14 protein-coding genes are annotated in these 16,499 nt (G+C 63.1%); 6 read left to right on the top strand and 8 right to left on the bottom strand.

What is annotated here, in order from left to right; all coding sequences use genetic code 11:
• Window positions 1-2 precede the first annotated feature (2 nt).
• The gene (locus ACK4FH_RS09800) at window positions 3-2,264 is read left to right on the top strand and encodes a CHASE2 domain-containing protein (protein WP_409813091.1); all 2,262 of its coding nucleotides are present in this window, start codon (window positions 3-5) and stop codon (window positions 2,262-2,264) included.
• Window positions 2,265-2,369: 105 nt separating this feature from the next.
• Window positions 2,370-3,356: an N-acetyl-D-Glu racemase DgcA gene (gene dgcA / locus ACK4FH_RS09795; RefSeq protein ID WP_409815233.1), complete on the top strand. Its 987-nt coding sequence runs from the start codon at window positions 2,370-2,372 to the stop codon at window positions 3,354-3,356.
• A 29-nt stretch (window positions 3,357-3,385) separates the two neighbouring features.
• Here dgcA and ACK4FH_RS09790 read toward each other — a convergent pair whose 3' ends face one another.
• The 8 genes from ACK4FH_RS09790 to ACK4FH_RS09755 form a co-directional block, all read right to left on the bottom strand.
• Complete coding sequence (locus ACK4FH_RS09790) at window positions 3,386-4,396, bottom strand: zinc-dependent alcohol dehydrogenase family protein (RefSeq protein ID WP_409813089.1); 1,011 nt, start codon at window positions 4,394-4,396, stop codon at window positions 3,386-3,388.
• Window positions 4,397-4,493: 97 nt separating this feature from the next.
• Window positions 4,494-5,351 (bottom strand): TauD/TfdA dioxygenase family protein, encoded by an 858-nt coding sequence (locus tag ACK4FH_RS09785; RefSeq protein WP_409813087.1) that lies wholly within the window; start codon window positions 5,349-5,351, stop codon window positions 4,494-4,496.
• Entirely contained in the window at window positions 5,308-6,558 is a 1,251-nt protein-coding gene (locus ACK4FH_RS09780; RefSeq protein WP_409813085.1) for an MFS transporter, read from the bottom strand. The genes ACK4FH_RS09785 and ACK4FH_RS09780 overlap by 44 nt, the downstream gene beginning before the upstream one ends.
• 78 nt (window positions 6,559-6,636) lie before the next feature.
• Window positions 6,637-7,086 (bottom strand): hypothetical protein, encoded by a 450-nt coding sequence (locus ACK4FH_RS09775; protein WP_409813083.1) that lies wholly within the window; start codon window positions 7,084-7,086, stop codon window positions 6,637-6,639.
• Complete coding sequence (locus tag ACK4FH_RS09770) at window positions 7,083-8,123, bottom strand: phosphotransferase family protein (RefSeq protein WP_409813081.1); 1,041 nt, start codon at window positions 8,121-8,123, stop codon at window positions 7,083-7,085. Before ACK4FH_RS09770 ends, ACK4FH_RS09775 begins: the two co-directional genes overlap by 4 nt.
• A 9-nt stretch (window positions 8,124-8,132) precedes the next feature.
• Complete coding sequence (locus ACK4FH_RS09765) at window positions 8,133-9,242, bottom strand: hypothetical protein (protein WP_409813079.1); 1,110 nt, start codon at window positions 9,240-9,242, stop codon at window positions 8,133-8,135.
• A gap of 138 nt (window positions 9,243-9,380) precedes the next feature.
• Entirely contained in the window at window positions 9,381-9,554 is a 174-nt protein-coding gene (locus ACK4FH_RS09760; protein ID WP_409813077.1) for a rubredoxin, read from the bottom strand.
• A gap of 18 nt (window positions 9,555-9,572) precedes the next feature.
• Window positions 9,573-10,844, bottom strand: a complete 1,272-nt coding sequence (locus tag ACK4FH_RS09755; RefSeq protein ID WP_409813075.1) for a cytochrome P450 — start codon at window positions 10,842-10,844, stop codon at window positions 9,573-9,575.
• A gap of 323 nt (window positions 10,845-11,167) precedes the next feature.
• Between ACK4FH_RS09755 and ACK4FH_RS09750 the strand changes: the two genes are divergently transcribed.
• The 4 genes from ACK4FH_RS09750 to ACK4FH_RS09735 all read left to right on the top strand — a co-directional run bounded on the left by ACK4FH_RS09750 (window position 11,168) and on the right by ACK4FH_RS09735 (window position 16,486).
• Window positions 11,168-13,333, top strand: a complete 2,166-nt coding sequence (locus ACK4FH_RS09750; RefSeq protein WP_409813073.1) for a methyl-accepting chemotaxis protein — start codon at window positions 11,168-11,170, stop codon at window positions 13,331-13,333.
• 155 nt (window positions 13,334-13,488) lie between these two features.
• A complete protein-coding gene (locus ACK4FH_RS09745; protein ID WP_409813071.1) occupies window positions 13,489-13,863 on the top strand; it encodes a DUF423 domain-containing protein in 375 nt (124 codons plus the stop codon).
• Between the two features lie 105 nt (window positions 13,864-13,968).
• Complete coding sequence (locus ACK4FH_RS09740; RefSeq protein ID WP_409813069.1) at window positions 13,969-15,471, top strand: FAD-dependent oxidoreductase; 1,503 nt, start codon at window positions 13,969-13,971, stop codon at window positions 15,469-15,471.
• Between the two features lie 43 nt (window positions 15,472-15,514).
• The gene (locus tag ACK4FH_RS09735; RefSeq protein WP_409813067.1) at window positions 15,515-16,486 is read left to right on the top strand and encodes an alpha/beta fold hydrolase; all 972 of its coding nucleotides are present in this window, start codon (window positions 15,515-15,517) and stop codon (window positions 16,484-16,486) included.
• The last annotated feature ends 13 nt before the right edge of the window (window positions 16,487-16,499 follow it).

The following is a 16,499-nucleotide window of genomic DNA, read 5'->3' as shown; positions in this document are numbered from 1 at the left end:
ACATGAACCCGACACCTGCGTTCCGCAGACTCTCCGCGATCCTGCCCGGCCTTGTGCTGGTGCTGAGCCTCGCCGTGTCGATCTACAACCCCGAAGGCGCCGGAACCTTCCTTCAGGACCGCGTCTTCGACGCCTATCAGCGCCTTCTGCCCCGCGCCGCAGCCCCGGAAGGCCCGCGCGCCATCTATATCGATATCGATGCCGAGACGGCGAAGGCCTATGGCCCCTGGCCCTGGCCGCGCAAACGCCTCGATGATCTCGTGCGCCGCGTCGGCGCCGCCGGCGCCAGCGCCATCGTGATCGACATGCCGCTCGCCGACCCCGATCCGACGTCGGCCGGCGAACTCATCCGCCTCTGGTCGCCCTTGCCCGCCGACGGCAATTTTGGCGGCCTGTCGCAGGCATTGCGGCAATTGCCTGACCATGACCGCGAGCTTGCGGCGCTCCTCGCCGAAACGCGCTCGGTCGTTTCCTTCGTGCCCGGCAAGACCGATTTCAGCGGCCGTCACGTGCCGCGTACGCGCGCCTCCATCGACCCGGAAGGCGGCGATCCGCGCCACTACATGAAACGCCATGACGTGTGGCGCGCCACGCTGTCGCTCTTCGAAACCTCGGCCAACGGCAATGGCGCGACGCTGGCCGCCGACGCGAACGGCGTCACGGTGCGCGGCCTGCCGCTGCTCGTGAATCTCGACGGTACACTCTACCCCTCGAATGTGCTCGAGGCGCTGCGCGTGTCGCGCGGCAGCACCGGCTACCGGGCGAATGTCGCCACCGCCGAAAGCGGCTTCTCCTTCGAAATCGAACCCGGTATCGAGCGCATCTCGATCGAAGGCACGGGCTTCGAGGCGCAGACGATGCGCAATGGCGAGCTGCGTCTCTATTTCGGCGGCAAGGAAACACGCCTCACCCTCTCTGCGGGCAGCATCCTTCAGCGCACCGCCGACCTCGACGTGCTGGAAGGCCGCATCGCCGTGATCGGCGTGTCGGCCAACGGTTCCGACCGCGTCTTCCGCACACCCATCGGCACGACCCTGGCTTCGGGCGCCATCGCTGCCAATGCCATCGACCAGATTGCTGCCGGGCAATATCTCGTCCGGCCGGGCTGGGTTTCCGCGGCCGAGCAGCTTTTCATCCTGATCGGCGGCGTGATCGTCATTCTCATGGTGCGCCGCTTCCGCCTGCGCTGGGGCCTCACGCTGACGCTGCTTCTCGCGGCGGGCGCAGTCTATGGCTCGTGGTGGGCATTCGAAACCCATCGCTGGCTGATCGACCCGGCGCTCGCAAGCGTGACACTGTTCGCGGCCGCGCTGACCTGCGCGGTGATGACGCGGCTGCACACCGAAGACGAGATCCGCTTCGTCGAAACGCAGTTTGGCCGCCGCCTGCCCTCCGCTGGCCTTGCCAGGGTAAAAGCCAATCCGCGCATGATCCATGCCGAGGGTGCGCTGCGCGACGTGACGTCCGTTGTTGCGGGGCTTCGCGGCTTCAATATCATTGCCGACCGTTATCTCGAGGATCCGACGGCCTTTGCCGACATTCTCAACCGCTTCTTCTCGCCGATGACGAAGATCGTGCTCGACCGCAACGGCATGGTGGACCGCAATGTCGGCGACACGCTCTATGCCGTGTGGAACGCGCCGCTCGATGCCTCCGACCACGCCTCGAAGGGCTGCGATGCGGCCTTGCGTATGGTGGAGAACCTCGAAGCACTCAATGAGTTTCTCGAGGAAGATGCGCGCCGCCAGCACCTGAGCCATGTGCCCTTGAGCCTGTCCATCGGTATCGACACAGGAACGGCGATCGCCGGCAACATGGGCGCCGTGCAACGCTTCGATTATGGCGTGCTTGGCGAGCCGGTGAGCTTTGCAGCTTACCTTCAGAAGAATGCGCGCCACTACGGCCCGGCAATCATCGTCGGCGAAGGCACGCAGCGCGCCGTCGGCGACCGCTATGCGCTGCTCGAAATCGACCTCGTGTCCACCTCGCGCCACCCGGAAGGCCGCCGCGTCTATGCGCTGCTTGGCGATCCCATCATGCGCGCGAACCCGAAGTTCCGCGCGCTTCAAGAAGCGCACATGCTGATCTTCTCCGCCTACCGGAACCAGCGCTGGGCAGAGGCACGGGCTGCCATCGCCGAATGCCGCAAGCTCAATGGCGCGATCCCGACGCTTTACGACTTCTACGAAGCGCGCATCGCCCAATATGAGGCGAACCCGCCGGGCGGCCACTGGAACGGCGCCTGGTTCGCAGGGCGAATCTGATCCGCATTGCGCCGGGTCCCGAAATGGGACTTGGAGCATGCCCATACAACCGCCATTATCGCCCGCCAGTCTCTGCCGTCCCAGAAATTCGAGACCTCCTTCCCGATGCGCGACCTTTCCGTAGAAGCCCAATCATGGCCCATCACAGGCGCCTTCACCATTTCGCGCGGCGCGAAAACGGAAGCGCGCGTAGTCGTGGCGCGCGTGACGCAGAACGGGCTGACGGGACAGGGCGAATGCGTGCCCTATGCGCGTTATGGCGAGACGGAACAGGACGTGGTCGCCGCCATCAAGATGCAGCAGCAGGCGCTTGCCGACGGCATGACTCGCGAGGAACTGCAGCGCGCGATGCATCGCGGCGCGGCGCGCAATGCGCTCGACTGCGCACTCTGGGACCTCGAAGCGAAGCTCGCCGGCAGACCGGCATGGGAACTGGCGGGCCTTACCCAGCCCCGTGCGTTGACAACCGCCTATACGCTGAGCCTCGGCTCGCCCGACACCATGCGCGAGGCGGCGGCGAAAGCAGCGCACCGGCCTCTCCTCAAACTCAAGCTCGGTCATGGCGGCGATGAAGATGTCGCCCGCGTGGAAGCCGTGCGCGAAGGCGCGCCGCGCGCCGCACTCATTGTCGATGCGAATGAAGGCTGGAAGGCAGGGGACGTGGTGCCGCTTGCGAAGGAACTTGCGCGGCTCGGCGTCTCGCTGATCGAGCAGCCGCTGCCTGCGAAAGAAGACGAGGCGCTGCGCGGCATCGAAAGCCCGGTGCCGCTTTGCGCGGATGAAAGCGCGCACGGGCTTGAAGGCATGAAACGGCTGGTGGGGCTCTACGACTTCATAAACGTGAAGCTCGACAAGACGGGCGGATTGACCGAAGCGCTCTCCGTCATCCGCTGCGCGAAACTGCGCAAGCTCCGCGTCATGGTGGGCTGCATGGTCTCAACGTCGCTTGCCATGGCACCCGCGATGCTCGTGGCGCAGCAGGCGGACTATGCCGATCTCGACGGACCGCTGCTGCTCGCACAGGACCGCGCACCGGCGCTTCACTACGATGGCAGCCTCGTCTATCCGCCGGAGCGGGAATTGTGGGGGTAAGGCTTGCGCCCTGCCCCCAAAGTCACCTGTCAGATATTCAGCACGATCTTGCCGAAGTGGGATGCGCCCTGCATCCGGCGGAAGGCATCCTGCGCATCTTCGAGCGCAAAACGCTTGTCGATGACGGGGTGAATGCCGTTCTGCTCAATGGCGCGCGACATTTCCTCGAACTGCGTGCGGCTGCCGACCGTGATGCCGCTGATCTTGAGGTTCTGCGCGAAGATCGCCGCCACATTCACATCCTTTGTGAGACCGGAAAGAATGCCGATCACCGCGATATGGCCGCCGACGCGGGCCGCCGTGATGGAGCGCGGGAAGGTATCCGCGCCGCCGACTTCCACCACATGATCGACACCACGGCCGCCGGTCAGCTTGCGCGCTTCCATTTCCCAGTTCGGCGTCGCCTTGTAATTGATCGCATCGTCCGCGCCGAGCTTCTTCGCGCGTTCGATCTTTTCATCCGACGACGAGGTGACGATCACCCGCGCGCCCATCGCCTTGGCGAATTGCAGCGCAAAGATCGAGACGCCGCCTGTGCCCTGCACGAGCACCGTATCGCCCGCCTTGATATTGCCTTCGACCACCAGCGCGCGCCATGCGGTGAGCGCGGCGCAGGGAAGACAGGCGACTTCCTCATCGGAAAGATTGGCCGGCGCCTTCGACATGCCTTCGGCGGAAAGTACCATATATTCTTGGGCACAGCCGTCGATCGGGCTGCCCAGCGCCGTCGGCCCGAGGAGTTCGGCAACCGGGCCGCCGGAAATCCAGCCCTGAAAGAAGCCAGGCGCAACGCGGTCGCCCTTCGCGAGGCGCTTCACGCCCTCACCCACTTCCACGACCTCGCCGCAACCGTCCGACAGCGGCACGAGCGGAAGGAGCGTCGGGTTGCCGCCAAAGGTAACGGTGGCGAGGTCGCGATAGTTGAGCGAGCCGGCCTTCATCTTGAGCACAACCTGTCCCGGCCCCGCCTTCGGGACGTCGCGTTCCTTGAGCTTCAGATTTTCAATGCCGAAATTGCCTTCGAGCACGAGCGCGCGCATGTGATTTCCTCCGATGTTGCAATTCTTTTGCCGCAGAAACTGGCGCATCTGCACGGAAAGTCAAACCGGAGAAAATTGACGCAAGGGAGCCTGCGGCTCAGCGCGGGGCATCGCCCTTGATCTGGGTCCGGTGCATGACACGCCGCTCGCGGCCGTCGAAACTGTCGCGGCGATGCGTGGCGCAGCGATTGTCCCAGATGAGGAGGTCGCCGACCGCCCATTGATGCGTCCAGGAAAATTCCGGCTTTGCGCAATGCGCCCAGAGCTTGTCGAGCAGCTTCTCGCTTTCCTCGACCGAATAGCCTTCGAGCCAGCCATTGAGACGGCGGCCGAGATAGAGCGCCTTGCCGCCCGTAGCGGGATGGGTGCGGATGGCAGGATGCATCGCGCCCGGCGCCTCGCGGACATCGAGAACGGCGTCGGCACCTGCGCGCAGCTCGCCGGCGCTTGTCGTGCTCGAATCATGATTGCAGTTGCGGCCTTCAATGGCGGCGCGAAGATCGGCAGGCAGGTCTTCCAGCGCCTTGTACATGTTGGCGAAGCTCGTATCGCCGCCCTTTGACGGGATTTCGAGCGAGTAGAGAACGCTCGCCATCGGCGGCTCCGCGACATAGGACATGTCGGTGTGCCACTCGGCTTCCTTGTCGCCCAATGCGCCGATCGGCTTCCCGTTCTCGACCACGTTCGAGATGATCCAGATTTCCGGCCGAGACTTTTCCTGCGCGCCCGCCATGTCGGTCGCGGAGGCCGGCGCGATGTCGAGCTCGCCGAAATGCTTCGAGAAACGGATGAGGTCGTCATCGGAAAGCTTCTGGCCGCGGAACAGCAGCACGATGTGGTCGTACCATGCCTGCTGGATGGCAGTGAACTCGTCCGCGCTCAGGGACTTCGACAGGTCGACGCCGCGCACCTCAGCACCCAAGGCGCGTCCGCTCGGGATAATCTCGATAGTCATTTGAACCCGCTTCCGTTTCTCCGGCTTCTTCCGTGTCGCCGGTATCCTCGATCAATACGCCACCGTTCCAGCGCGATGCAAGCCAGAGCGCACCGACAAGCCCCAAAAGGCCAAGTGCGGCGGAGAGAAGATAGGCCTGCCCGCCATAGGCCTGATAGAGCGGCCCGGCGATGAGCGTGGCCGCGCCCATGACGACGCCGGAGGAAAGCGCCCCGTAAAGGCTCTGGGCGGTGGCCGCGAGCGAGCCCGGTGCCGCCGAGGCAACGAAATGCATGGCGCCGAGATGAGCGGCGCAAAACGTAGCCGCATGAAGGACTTGCAGCCCGAAGAGGCCCCAGAGCGGCGGGTCGAAAGCGGTCAGCGTCCAGCGCAGGATGGCAGCCCCTGCCCCGATGATAAGGAGCGATGGCGCGCTGAAGCGGCGCAGCACCCGGGCGGAAAAGGCAAAGAGGATGATCTCCGCCACCACGCCGACGGCCCAGAGAATGCCGATCAGATTTTCGCCATAGCCAAGCTGCTGCCAATTCAACGTGCCGAAAGCGTAGTAAACGGCATGGGTCGCCTGCACGAGGCTCGCCGTCAGAAGCCCGACGAGAAACAGCGGATGGCGCGCCAGCGCGAGCGAAATGCGGAACTGGCCGCCCGGCCGCCGCAACCGCTTCGCCGCCGGGCGCTCCTTCACGAGAAGATGCGCCCCCGCCGCGCCGATGGCGATGGCGCCGATCATGCAGAAAATGATGATCGAGGCCGGGTTCCATTCCAGAAGCCATCCGCCGCCCGTGGCCGCCAGCACGAAGGTGATGGAACACCAGAGCCGTACCCGCCCGTAATCCACCCCCTGCTCGCGCGTGGCGCGCATGGCAATGGATTCGACAAGCGGTGTCACCGACGGCCAGAGGCTCATCAGCAGCGCGGAGACGAGAAAGATCGCCCAGAACGTGTCGGTCAGCAGGAAAAGCGATACGGATGCGAGCGACAGCCACGAAAGAAGAATGGCGACACCGCGCCGGTTCTCCCAGCGGTCCGCGGCGAAGGCGAAGACGGGGCCCGCCACGATGCGCAGGAACATGGTCGCCGCCAGCACCAGCGCAATGTCATGCGCATCAAGCCCCTTCGATTCCAGCCAGACCGGAAAGAACGGCATGTTGATGCCGCCGAAGATGCAGAGCGAGCCGTAGAAGATGGACAGGCGGACGGAGAGCGGCATGGGCGCGGGGTTCCGGTGGCGGCACCCCACTCATAGCGCGCCCGCACCCGCGGGGGGAAGGCCCCCGCCCGCCAACATTCAGCCGAGCGAGGGGAAATTCAGCTTCCGCCGGTCCGCCGCCGCGACGAGATAGTCCCAGATGCGGGCCTCGAGCCCCGCCGACCAGAGCGCGGTGCTTTCCTCCGCATGGGCCTGAAGCTCGATCAGCAGCCCGGCAAGCACCGAATTGTCCCTGTCGAGCGCGCTCACCCGGAGCGACGCGTCCCGGCCCTTCGCGGCCTCGGAAAGTTTCGCCTTGAGGGCGGCATCCGCGACCAGACCGGCCGCCTCAGCGAACAGCGCGCGCATTTCGGCGTTCTCGGCGGCACGGATATCCGCCGCGCGGTCATATTCATCCGCCGTCATGAAGATCATCATGCTCATGATGCCGATGCTGCCGGCGGAATATTCGGCGGTGAGGTTCGGCGCGATCTCCATCAGCATGGTACCGAACAGACCGCGCATGACGACGGGTACATCGGGTTTCATGAGCGGGATTCCTTCGACAGCGCGGCAAGCCGATGCGCCAGCACGCGGTTGTGAACATCGGTGCAATACCAGCTCGGAAAGGCGAGGATCGGATCGCTGCTTGCGCCCGACTGATATTCCTTACCCGACGAAATCCAGATCGCGAGACCCTTGAGCGAATTGAAGACTTCCCACCAGCGCAGCCGCACCGGGTCGATCTTCATGCAGCTCGCCTCTTCCCAGAGCCGGAAGGCTTCTGCCCGCGCGATCATGCCGCCCGGCCGCTCGGTCTGCTGGAAGGCCCAGAGCGGGTCCGCCGCCCAGGCGACGTCTTCCAGCGGATCGCCGAGATGGCACATCTCCCAGTCGAGAATGGCGCGGATTTCGCCCCTGCCGTCGAAGAGGAAATTGCCGGTGCGGTAATCGCCGTGAACGGCGGTGACACGCGGCGGCGGCGGCGGCGGATTGCGCCGGAGCCAGCGGATCGCGGCACGCGCGATCGGCTGCGGCACAAGTTCATCCTCGTCGATCACCTTTTCCCACTTGTCGAGTTCGCGCCTCCAGCAATCTTGCGGCGCGATGGCTTCCATATTCGCCGAGAAGCCTGTCTTTGCCGGATCGGCGGCGGCAATGCGTCCAAGATGCGTCCAGAACTGCGCACCGATCTTTTCCGCATGCGGACCATAGGGCGCCGTGTTGAACGGGGAACCGGCCTGACAATTCTCGATCTGCTCCATCACGAAAAAGGGCCGGTCGAGCCATTTGAGATCGGTTTCGAGAAACAGCGGTTCCGGCACGGGAAGCCCCGTCGGATGGAAGGCGCGATAGGCATTGAACTCGACGTCGCGCTCCGTCTCGATGAGGCTTGCAACCGGATCGCGGCGCAGGATGAGCGGGCGGCGCATCTTCTTGCCGCCCTCCTCCCAAGTAGCCGTGAGGCGATAGGTTTCGCGGCTGGCGCCGCCCGGAATGCGCGAGACGCCGCTCACCTCGACTTGCGAGGCGGCGGGCATCCTGTGCGCAAGATAGACGGCGATGCGATGAGCTAGATCTTCCATGATCGACGCCTATTTCGCCGGATCGAGAATATCCTTGAAGCCCGACGGCGCGTGCGGCCCGATCACGAGCTGCTCGAGAATGCCGCAGCCATTGCGCGCCGACCCGTCCGGCAGCGTCATTACTGCGTTGCAGAACGCCTGAATGTGGAGGTTCGGCGGCGCATAGCTCGTCATTTCCGAGAGCTTGTACTCGTCATAGCCCATCGCATTGTCGCCCTTGTGCGCGCCGTGGCTCCATTCGGGGTGCCCATAGCCGATGCCCTGCATGTAGAAATGGAACTTCGGCGTGAGGTCGATGCGCGTCTTCTCGCCCTTGCGGGTTTCGAAGAAGATCGAAAAAGCCTTCGCGTGGCGGGAACCGGGGATGTAGGAAACCTCGTAGTGAACGCGATCCATCTCCTGCGGCACGGCATCCGCACCGAGCGGACACATGACGCCCGAGAGATTCCACGGCTCGCCATGTTCGTCGTCATTCACATGAAAGAGCGTGATGCGGTCATCGAAATTGAGCGGCGCCCACATCCAGAAGAACTGGAACGGCATGGGCGGCACCAGCGGCTGCGGATCGGCGGCGCCGATCATGCGCACGCCCCAGGAACGGTCGCGCGTGCCGACATAATCCTGCGGCTTGATTTCGATGCGCTTGCCCTTGACCTCGATCCAGCCTTCCCAGGTGCCGTTCTGCGTCATGCGGGTGAGGTCCATCAGCGTACGCGGACCATTGCGGCGCGTGAAACGCGGCTCCTTGAGCGCCGGCGCGCGGCCGCGGAAGGTCACATCGGCCTTGATGCCATGCGCATTGTCGGCGACGCGCACACGCAGCACCTGAAGCGGCTCGACGATCTCGACCGAGAGCGGGCCGACACGCGTATCCATGCGCTCCATGTTGAGGAAGCGCGAGACATGGATATTGTGCTGCACGCCGCCGACGATGACGCTGAAAGCACCGTCCATGATGTTGAGATGCGGATAGACACCGAGCGCCGCCGCGAAATAGACATCGCCGGCGCGGGTATAGCCGTTGAAGAAATAGCGGTCGTAGAAATTGCGGTCCGTGCCCGCAAAGGCGATCGGTTCCGGCGTCTGGTGAATGGGATAATCGTCTGCCTTGGTGAGCATGTCGGAAGCCTCCCTGCGCGCCCCGGCTTTGGCCAGTGGCTTATTATGTTCTCGTTGCGGCAAGAATGGCGGCGCAGGAGGTCCGGGTCAACGCCCGGAAGGCAGTTCCGCAGCGCATGACGCTGCGGAACCGTCGCTTCACAATTCGATCATCTCGAAATCGCTCTTGGGCGTACCGCAAAGCGGGCAGACCCAGTCATCGGGGATGTCGGCCCAGCGCGTACCGGGAGCGATACCTTCCAGGGGCAGACCTTCGGCCTCTTCATAGATGAAACCGCAGGTCACGCACTGCCAGATCTTGTACCCCTTCATCGCTCCCCCTGTCCTTTGTCAATTCATGCGATAGCGAATAGGCACCGATTTCGGGCCGCATACGAAACTCGCCTGCATACGTTTCGGCTCGCCCGCCAGATCAACGCTTTGGAGGCGCGGCAGCAATTCCTCCCAGAGGATGCGCATTTCCATCCGCCCGAGATGCTGACCGAGGCAGACATGCGCACCATAACCGAAGGCGACATGCTTGTTCGGCGATCGGTCGACCTTGAAGGCGAAGGGATCGTCGAACACATCTTCGTCCCGATTGCCGGACGGATAGGAGAGCATCAGCCAGTCGCCCTTGGCGATTTTCTGACCACGCACTTCTGCATCCGCCGTCGCCGTGCGCATGAAATGCTTTACCGGCGTAACCCAGCGGATCGACTCTTCGAGATAGAGCGGGATAAGCGAGGGATCGGCCTTGAGCTTTGCGAACTGATCCGGATTTTCCGCCAGCGCCCAGAGCCCGCCCGCCGTCGTGTTCGACGTGGTGTCGTGGCCGGCCGTCGCGGCAATGATGTAATAGGACATGGCTTCGAGATGGCCAAGCGGCTTGCCCTCAATCTGCCCGTTCGCAATGACGCTCGCGAGATCGTCGCGCGGGCGGGCACGGCGGTCTTCCGTCATTTCGTTGAAATAGGTTATGAACTCGCCCACCGTCGCGCCGATCTGCGCGAGCGCCGCATCGGCGTCCTTGATTTCCGCCCCGCTGCGATTGAGGTCCGGGTCCGCGCTGCCGAACAGCTCCTGCGTCAGCTTCAGCATGCGCGGCTCGTCCGCCTCGGGCACGCCGAGCACTTCCATGATGACATGCAGCGGATAAAGGAAGGCGACATCGCGCGCGAAATCGCATGTGCCGCCCATATAGGCCATGCGGTCAATGAAGCCCTTGGCAATCTCCCGGATGCGCGCCTCGAGCTTTTTCAGGTTCTGCGGCATGAACCACGATTGCGTCAGGCGCCGGTAGTTGAAGTGATCGGGATTGTCCATCTGCACGAGCGAGCGCACGAGATGCGGAGAACCTCCCATCAGCTCGCGCACTTTCCTGTCCACTTCGATCGGTGTCAGCGTCGTCGCGCGGTCGCCATTGTGAAAAAGCTCGTTCTGCTTTTCGACTTCGAGAATGTCGGCATGTTTCGTCACTACCCAGAAAGGATCGAAGCCTTCCGGCTGCGCCTGCGCAAATGGCATTTCCTTGCGCAAGTAAGCGAAGGCGTCATCGACGCGCTTGCCATCCGCATAGGCCTTGGGGTCGATGATGGTCTGGGCGACATCCTGGGGGATCATGGCCGTTCTCTCTGTTGCAAACATTAAACCCATACAATGATTATGGTCTTTCAGGCAAGGCACAACGCGGCGAACTGTCGCTAACTGTCTATTCAAAAGGAGGAATCGGTAACGACGTTGCGTAAGCGCACTTGCCAGTCGAAGGCGCCCGGCGCGAGCTTGTTGCCGAATCCTTACCAGAAAAAATTGCAATGCTTAAAGCTCACTTATCATCCTCCCGCTAATCCTTCGCATGAAGAATTGTGAACGCGGATCTGTATGCCGGCCGCACTTGAAGAAGATGCGGATATCTCACCGGCGGGCAGATAAATGGGAAACTACCGATGAAGAAGGCTCTCGATCGAGTGACGAACATGTCGCTCGCCATCAAGATTCCGGCACTCGTCGCGGCAGCCGCATTGCTGTCCGTGGTTACGCTCGGGGTGATGAATTATTTCAAGTCCGCCAATGCGCTCCATGTCGAGGCCGAAATTCGCTACGAGGCGATGGTCGAGGCGCGCGCGGATGCGCTCTACACCTATCTGAGCAGCATCAGGGAAGACCTGCGCGTGACGGCAAGCAACGCCACGGTCGCGGAAGCTCTGGTTGCATTCGACCGGGGATTCGCCGAGATCAACCGGGAAGGCCGCGGCGCACAATCGTTGCAGAATCTTTACATCCGGGGCAACCCGCATCCGGCGGGCGAGAAGCACAAGCTGGATCAGGCAGGCGACGGCTCGGCCTACAGCGATGCGCATCGCATCTTCCATCCCTGGCTGCGTCAGTTCGCCGAGTTGCGCGGCTACCACGACGTCTTCCTGATCTCGCGGAATGGCGATATTGTTTACTCGACTTTCAAGGAAGACGACTTCGGTACCAACCTGAAGTCGGGCGAATGGAAGTCCAGCGACCTCGCCAAGGTATTCGGCGCAGTGAGCGATGCCGCATCCGCCGGAAAGATCGTCTTCGCCGATTTCGCGCCCTACGCGCCAAGCGGCGGCGAGGCCGCGAGCTTCATCGCAACGCCTGTGATGCAGAACGGCCGCTTTCTCGGCGTGCTTGCCTTCCAGATGCCGATCGAGCGCATAAACGCGGTCATGCAGTCGACGGCCGGTCTGGGTGAAACCGGCCAGACCTACCTTGTCGGCTCCGACAACACGATGCGCAGCGACTCCCGCTTCAGCGAAACCTCCACGATCCTCAACACCCGCATCGACAAGGATTCGGTCAGGGCCGCGCTTTCGGGCGATAAGGGTATCATCGACACCGTTGGCTATCGTGGCGAGCCGGTTCTCTCCGTCTATCGGCCGTTCGATTTCGAAGGCGTCCGCTGGGCCCTCATCGGCGAGATTGATCTCGAAGAAATGATGATACCGGTCAATGAAATGCGCAACCTGGGGGTGCTGATCGGCCTTGGTGTACTCGTTGTGCTCTCGGCAATCGGCGTCTTCGTCGCCCGCACCATAACGCGGCCTGTAACGGCCATGACGGACGCCATGAACACGCTCGCGAGTGGCGACCACTCCGTCGAAATTCCTGCAACGGAACGTGGCGATGAAGTGGGAATGATGGCGCGTGCTGTGCTCGTGTTCAAGGAGAACATGATCAAGGCGAAGGAACTGGCCGCCAAGGAGGCCGAAGCGCAGGAGCAACGTCAGCGCCGTGCGCGTATCATCGAGGAACTGACTGCCTCCTTCGATCAGGATGTCAGCACGGTTCTGAAAACGGTTTCCTCCGCTGCAACGGAACTTCAGGCGACGTCGCAGAACATGTCGGCCATCGCGGAAGAAACGTCGCGTCAGTCTGTCGCCGTGGCGGGAGCGTCGGAACAAGCCTCCAGCAATGTCCAGACGGTCGCCTCGGCAACGGAAGAGCTTTCCTCGACCGTTTCCGAAATCGGCAGGCAGGTGACGCAGTCCGCCGAGATTTCGGCTCAGGCGGTCAATGAGGTCATGCAGACGAACGACACCGTGAAGAGCCTCGCGGAAGCCGCTCGACGGATCGGCGACGTCGTGCAGCTGATCAACGACATTGCCGCACAGACCAACCTCCTCGCGCTCAACGCGACGATCGAGGCGGCCCGCGCGGGCGAGGCCGGCAAGGGCTTTGCGGTCGTCGCTTCGGAGGTCAAGTCGCTCGCCAATCAGACGGCGAAGGCCACCGAAGGTATCACAGCACAGATCGCCGCCATTCAGGAGGCAACGGGTGGCGCGGTCACGGCGATGGGCAGTATCGGCGACATCATAGGCCGCGTTGCCGAAATCGCGACGACCATCGCCTCGGCCGTAGAGGAGCAACAGGCGGCGACGCAGGAAATCGCCCGCAATGTGCAACAAGCGGCGGAAGGTACGCAGGAAGTGACGCACAATATCGCGGGCGTCAAGGAAGCGGCCGGATCGACCGGCGCCGCCACCGAGCAGGTTCTGAGTGCATCCAACGAACTGTCGCGGCAGGCGGAAAACCTGAACGCCCGGGTCGAATCTTTCCTGAGCGCCATCAAAGCGGCCTGACCGGCAGCCTGCGGACTGCGGAACACGAAATGCGAGGGACCCGCCTTGGGGCGGGTCCCTTTTTTCGTCGGGCCATGCCGGCCGGCTTTCTGCCAGCGTCCCGGTGCCCTAGACTGCCTTGCTTCTAATGTCGGATTGGAGCAAGGACGAAACGCATGAAAATCTGGCTCGTGGCAGGCGCAATCAGCGGCTTTCTGTCGGTAGCGCTCGGCGCCTTTGCGGCGCATGGCCTGCAATCGCGAGTCGGCCCGGCGGAGATCGCCGTCTTTGAAACCGGCGCGCGCTATCAGATGTATCACGCGCTGGCGCTGCTCGCTGTCGCCTGGGTGGCCGCACAGGGCGGCGGCACCTTCGCCACGGTGGCAGGCTGGGCCTTTGTCATCGGAACGATTCTTTTTTCCGGCACACTCTACTACCTTGGATTTACCGGCAGCCGCGCGCTGGTGATGGTGACCCCGATTGGTGGCCTCGCCTTCCTGATCGGCTGGGTGGCCCTTGCCGCGGCGGGATTCTCGCTCAAGGCCCATTGAGTCTCGGGCCGCTCTGGAAAGTCGCGAGAGCCTTCCCTATTTTACTAGACCAAGGTCTAGTTTTTGGCTATGCCCTTCGCAAGGCACGGCACAAGGGAGCTATTCATGAGCGAGCGGATTCTCGTTGTTGGCGGCGGTATTGCGGGTCTGTGGACCGCGCTGTCACTGGCGCGCGCTGGCCGCGAGCTGACGGTTCTCGACCGAGACCCGCCCCCGCCGGAAACCTCCGCCGACGAAGCCTTCGAGAAATGGGAGCGCAAGGGCGTCGGCCATCTGCGCCACAGCCATGCCTTTCTCGCCCGGCTCCACATCCTGATCCGCGATCACTACCCGGACCTCATGGAAGAACTGCTGGCGGCAGGCTGCCGCGAACTCACCTTCGCAGAAGGCCTGCCCCTGTCGCTGAAGGAAACATATCAGCCCGTGCCCGGCGACAAGGACATGACGATCCTGACGAGCCGCCGCACGACGCTCGAATTCATCCTGCGCCGCTATGCCGCCCGGCAGCAGGGAATCCGCTTTGTCACCGGCGCGCTGGTGCGCGACATCCTGACCGAGCACGATGCCGGCGGCACACTGCGCGTCACCGGCGTGAAGGTCGAGACCGATGGCGAGACGAAAGACTGGCTGGCCGACATCGTGATCGATGCCGCCGGCAAGAACAGTCAGATGATCGAATGGCTGAACGAGCGCGGTGCCGGTATCACCGAGGAAGCGGAGCGCGCAGGCATTCTCTATTTTACCCGCCACTACCGGCTTCATGATGGCAAGAGCGAACCCGCGCGCACGAAAATTCCCGGCGCGGGGGATCTTGGCTTCATCAAGTACGGCGTCTTCCCCGCCGACAATGGCTGCTTTTCGATTACGCTCGCCGTGCCGGAAATCGAGATGGAAATGCGCCGCGCCATCGTGCGTCCGGAAACCTTCGATGCGATCTGCGCCATGCTGCCCGGCATCGCAAGCTGGACCTCGACGGAAAATTCGAAGCCCGTCAGCCGCGTCTTCGGCATGGGCGAACTCATCAGCCGCTGGCGCCACATGGTGAGGGACGGTAAACCGCGCGTGCTCAACTTCTTCCCGCTCGGCGACAGCGTGATCCGCACCAACCCGCTTTACGGGCGCGGCTGTTCCTTCGCGGGTGTGGCGGCCGAAGCTCTCAGCGAAACGCTGGCAAGGACTGACAATCCGCGCGAGCGCGCCAGGCAATATCATGCCCGTCTTGCCAGGGAGCTGCGCCAGCACTATGACGACATGGTGAAGCAGGACCTTGCCGCCACGCGGCGCGCGAAGAATGCGCTCGATCCCGACTACAAGCCGGGCGTCAAGGCGCGCATCATCAAGAGCTTCGCGGAAGATGCGATCATGCCCGCGATCCGCGGCGATGTGGAGCTGATGCGCAGTTTCATGCGGAGCTTCCATATGGTCGATGCACCGAACACATGGCTGCGCGATCCGCGCAACGTGACGAAGGTTCTCGGCACATGGGTCCGCGGCAAGAAGCGCAATGCCGATCTCTACCCGCCGAAGCTCGGCCCCGGCCGCGAGGAAATGTACCGCTCGCTCGGCATTTCCCCTGATGCCGACCGCGCGCGAGCGAAATCGGCCTGACGAACAAAGAAGACGACTTTCGAAACCAGTGGGAGGACCGGCCATGAATTTTCCTGAGCCGCACTACGTCGGCACGAACGGCATCAAGATGGCCGTCTTTGAGCAGGGCCCGAAAGGCGGTGTACCCGTGGTTATGTGCCACGGCTTCCCGGAACTCGCCTATTCCTGGCGTCATCAGCTTCCGGCCATCGCAGGCGCGGGCTTTCGCGCCATCGCGCCGGACATGCGCGGCTATGGAAACACGGGCGGCCCGAAGGGCAAGGACGCGGTGCCGCTCTATGACATCGCCCATCTGACCGACGATCTCGCGGGCATGCTCGACGCGCTTGGGCTCGACAAGGCGATATTCGCCGGTCATGACTGGGGCGGTGTCGTGGTCTGGCAGATGGCGCTGCGCCATCCCGATCGCGTGTCCGGCGTGATCGGAGTCAACACGCCCTTCATGCCGCGCGGGCCGATGGATCCGATTGCCGCCATGCGCATGGCCTTCGGCGAGGACATGTATATCGTCTTCTTCCAGAAATTCGGCGTGGCCGAAGCGATCTTCGAAAAGGATGTCGCCCGCTCCATGCGCTTCTGGTACCGCAAGAGCGCGATGAAGCTCGCCGACTACGACAAGCTTCCCGCCGACCAGAAGAACCTCTCCTTCACCAAGAGCTTCGACACCGACGAAAGCACCTGGCCGGGCCAGCAGCTTCTGAACGCGGAAGAACTCGCCTACTACACAAAACTTTTCGAGAAGTCTGGCTTCGAGGGCGGCATCAACTGGTATCGCAACTTCACCCGCAACTGGGAAATCAGCGAGGGCCAGGTCGAAAAGGTCACTGCGCCATCGCTGATGATCTCGGCGGCTGACGACATCGTGCTCCGCCCCGAACTCACCATCGGCATGGAGCAATATGTGCCGGACCTCGAAAAACATGTGATCGCCGATTGCGGCCACTGGACCCAGTCGGAAAAGCCGGAAGAGCTTAACGCCATCATGGTGGACTGGCTGAAGCGCCGCTTTGGCTGAGACCCGGCCTTTC

The sequence above is a fragment of the Parvibaculum sp. genome (genome assembly GCF_046297875.1).
GTDB lineage: Bacteria > Pseudomonadota > Alphaproteobacteria > Parvibaculales > Parvibaculaceae > Parvibaculum.
The sequence above is the reverse complement of the archived record's forward strand: the minus strand, read 5'-3'. Positions and strand labels throughout refer to the sequence as shown.

What these genes read in the sequence shown, in the direction of transcription:
- ACK4FH_RS09785 (WP_409813087.1), bottom strand. Translation starts at nt 5,351, where the DNA reads ATGACTATCGAGATTATCCCGAGCGGACGCGCCTTGGGTGCTGAGGTG.
- dgcA (WP_409815233.1), top strand. Translation starts at nt 2,370, where the DNA reads ATGCGCGACCTTTCCGTAGAAGCCCAATCATGGCCCATCACAGGCGCC.
- ACK4FH_RS09755 (WP_409813075.1), bottom strand. Translation starts at nt 10,844, where the DNA reads ATGATCCCCCAGGATGTCGCCCAGACCATCATCGACCCCAAGGCCTAT.
- ACK4FH_RS09770 (WP_409813081.1), bottom strand. Translation starts at nt 8,123, where the DNA reads ATGGAAGATCTAGCTCATCGCATCGCCGTCTATCTTGCGCACAGGATG.
- ACK4FH_RS09790 (WP_409813089.1), bottom strand. Translation starts at nt 4,396, where the DNA reads ATGCGCGCGCTCGTGCTCGAAGGCAATTTCGGCATTGAAAATCTGAAG.
- ACK4FH_RS09735 (WP_409813067.1), top strand. Translation starts at nt 15,515, where the DNA reads ATGAATTTTCCTGAGCCGCACTACGTCGGCACGAACGGCATCAAGATG.
- ACK4FH_RS09760 (WP_409813077.1), bottom strand. Translation starts at nt 9,554, where the DNA reads ATGAAGGGGTACAAGATCTGGCAGTGCGTGACCTGCGGTTTCATCTAT.
- ACK4FH_RS09800 (WP_409813091.1), top strand. Translation starts at nt 3, where the DNA reads ATGAACCCGACACCTGCGTTCCGCAGACTCTCCGCGATCCTGCCCGGC.
- ACK4FH_RS09765 (WP_409813079.1), bottom strand. Translation starts at nt 9,242, where the DNA reads ATGCTCACCAAGGCAGACGATTATCCCATTCACCAGACGCCGGAACCG.
- ACK4FH_RS09740 (WP_409813069.1), top strand. Translation starts at nt 13,969, where the DNA reads ATGAGCGAGCGGATTCTCGTTGTTGGCGGCGGTATTGCGGGTCTGTGG.
- ACK4FH_RS09750 (WP_409813073.1), top strand. Translation starts at nt 11,168, where the DNA reads ATGAAGAAGGCTCTCGATCGAGTGACGAACATGTCGCTCGCCATCAAG.
- ACK4FH_RS09775 (WP_409813083.1), bottom strand. Translation starts at nt 7,086, where the DNA reads ATGAAACCCGATGTACCCGTCGTCATGCGCGGTCTGTTCGGTACCATG.
- ACK4FH_RS09780 (WP_409813085.1), bottom strand. Translation starts at nt 6,558, where the DNA reads ATGCCGCTCTCCGTCCGCCTGTCCATCTTCTACGGCTCGCTCTGCATC.
- ACK4FH_RS09745 (WP_409813071.1), top strand. Translation starts at nt 13,489, where the DNA reads ATGAAAATCTGGCTCGTGGCAGGCGCAATCAGCGGCTTTCTGTCGGTA.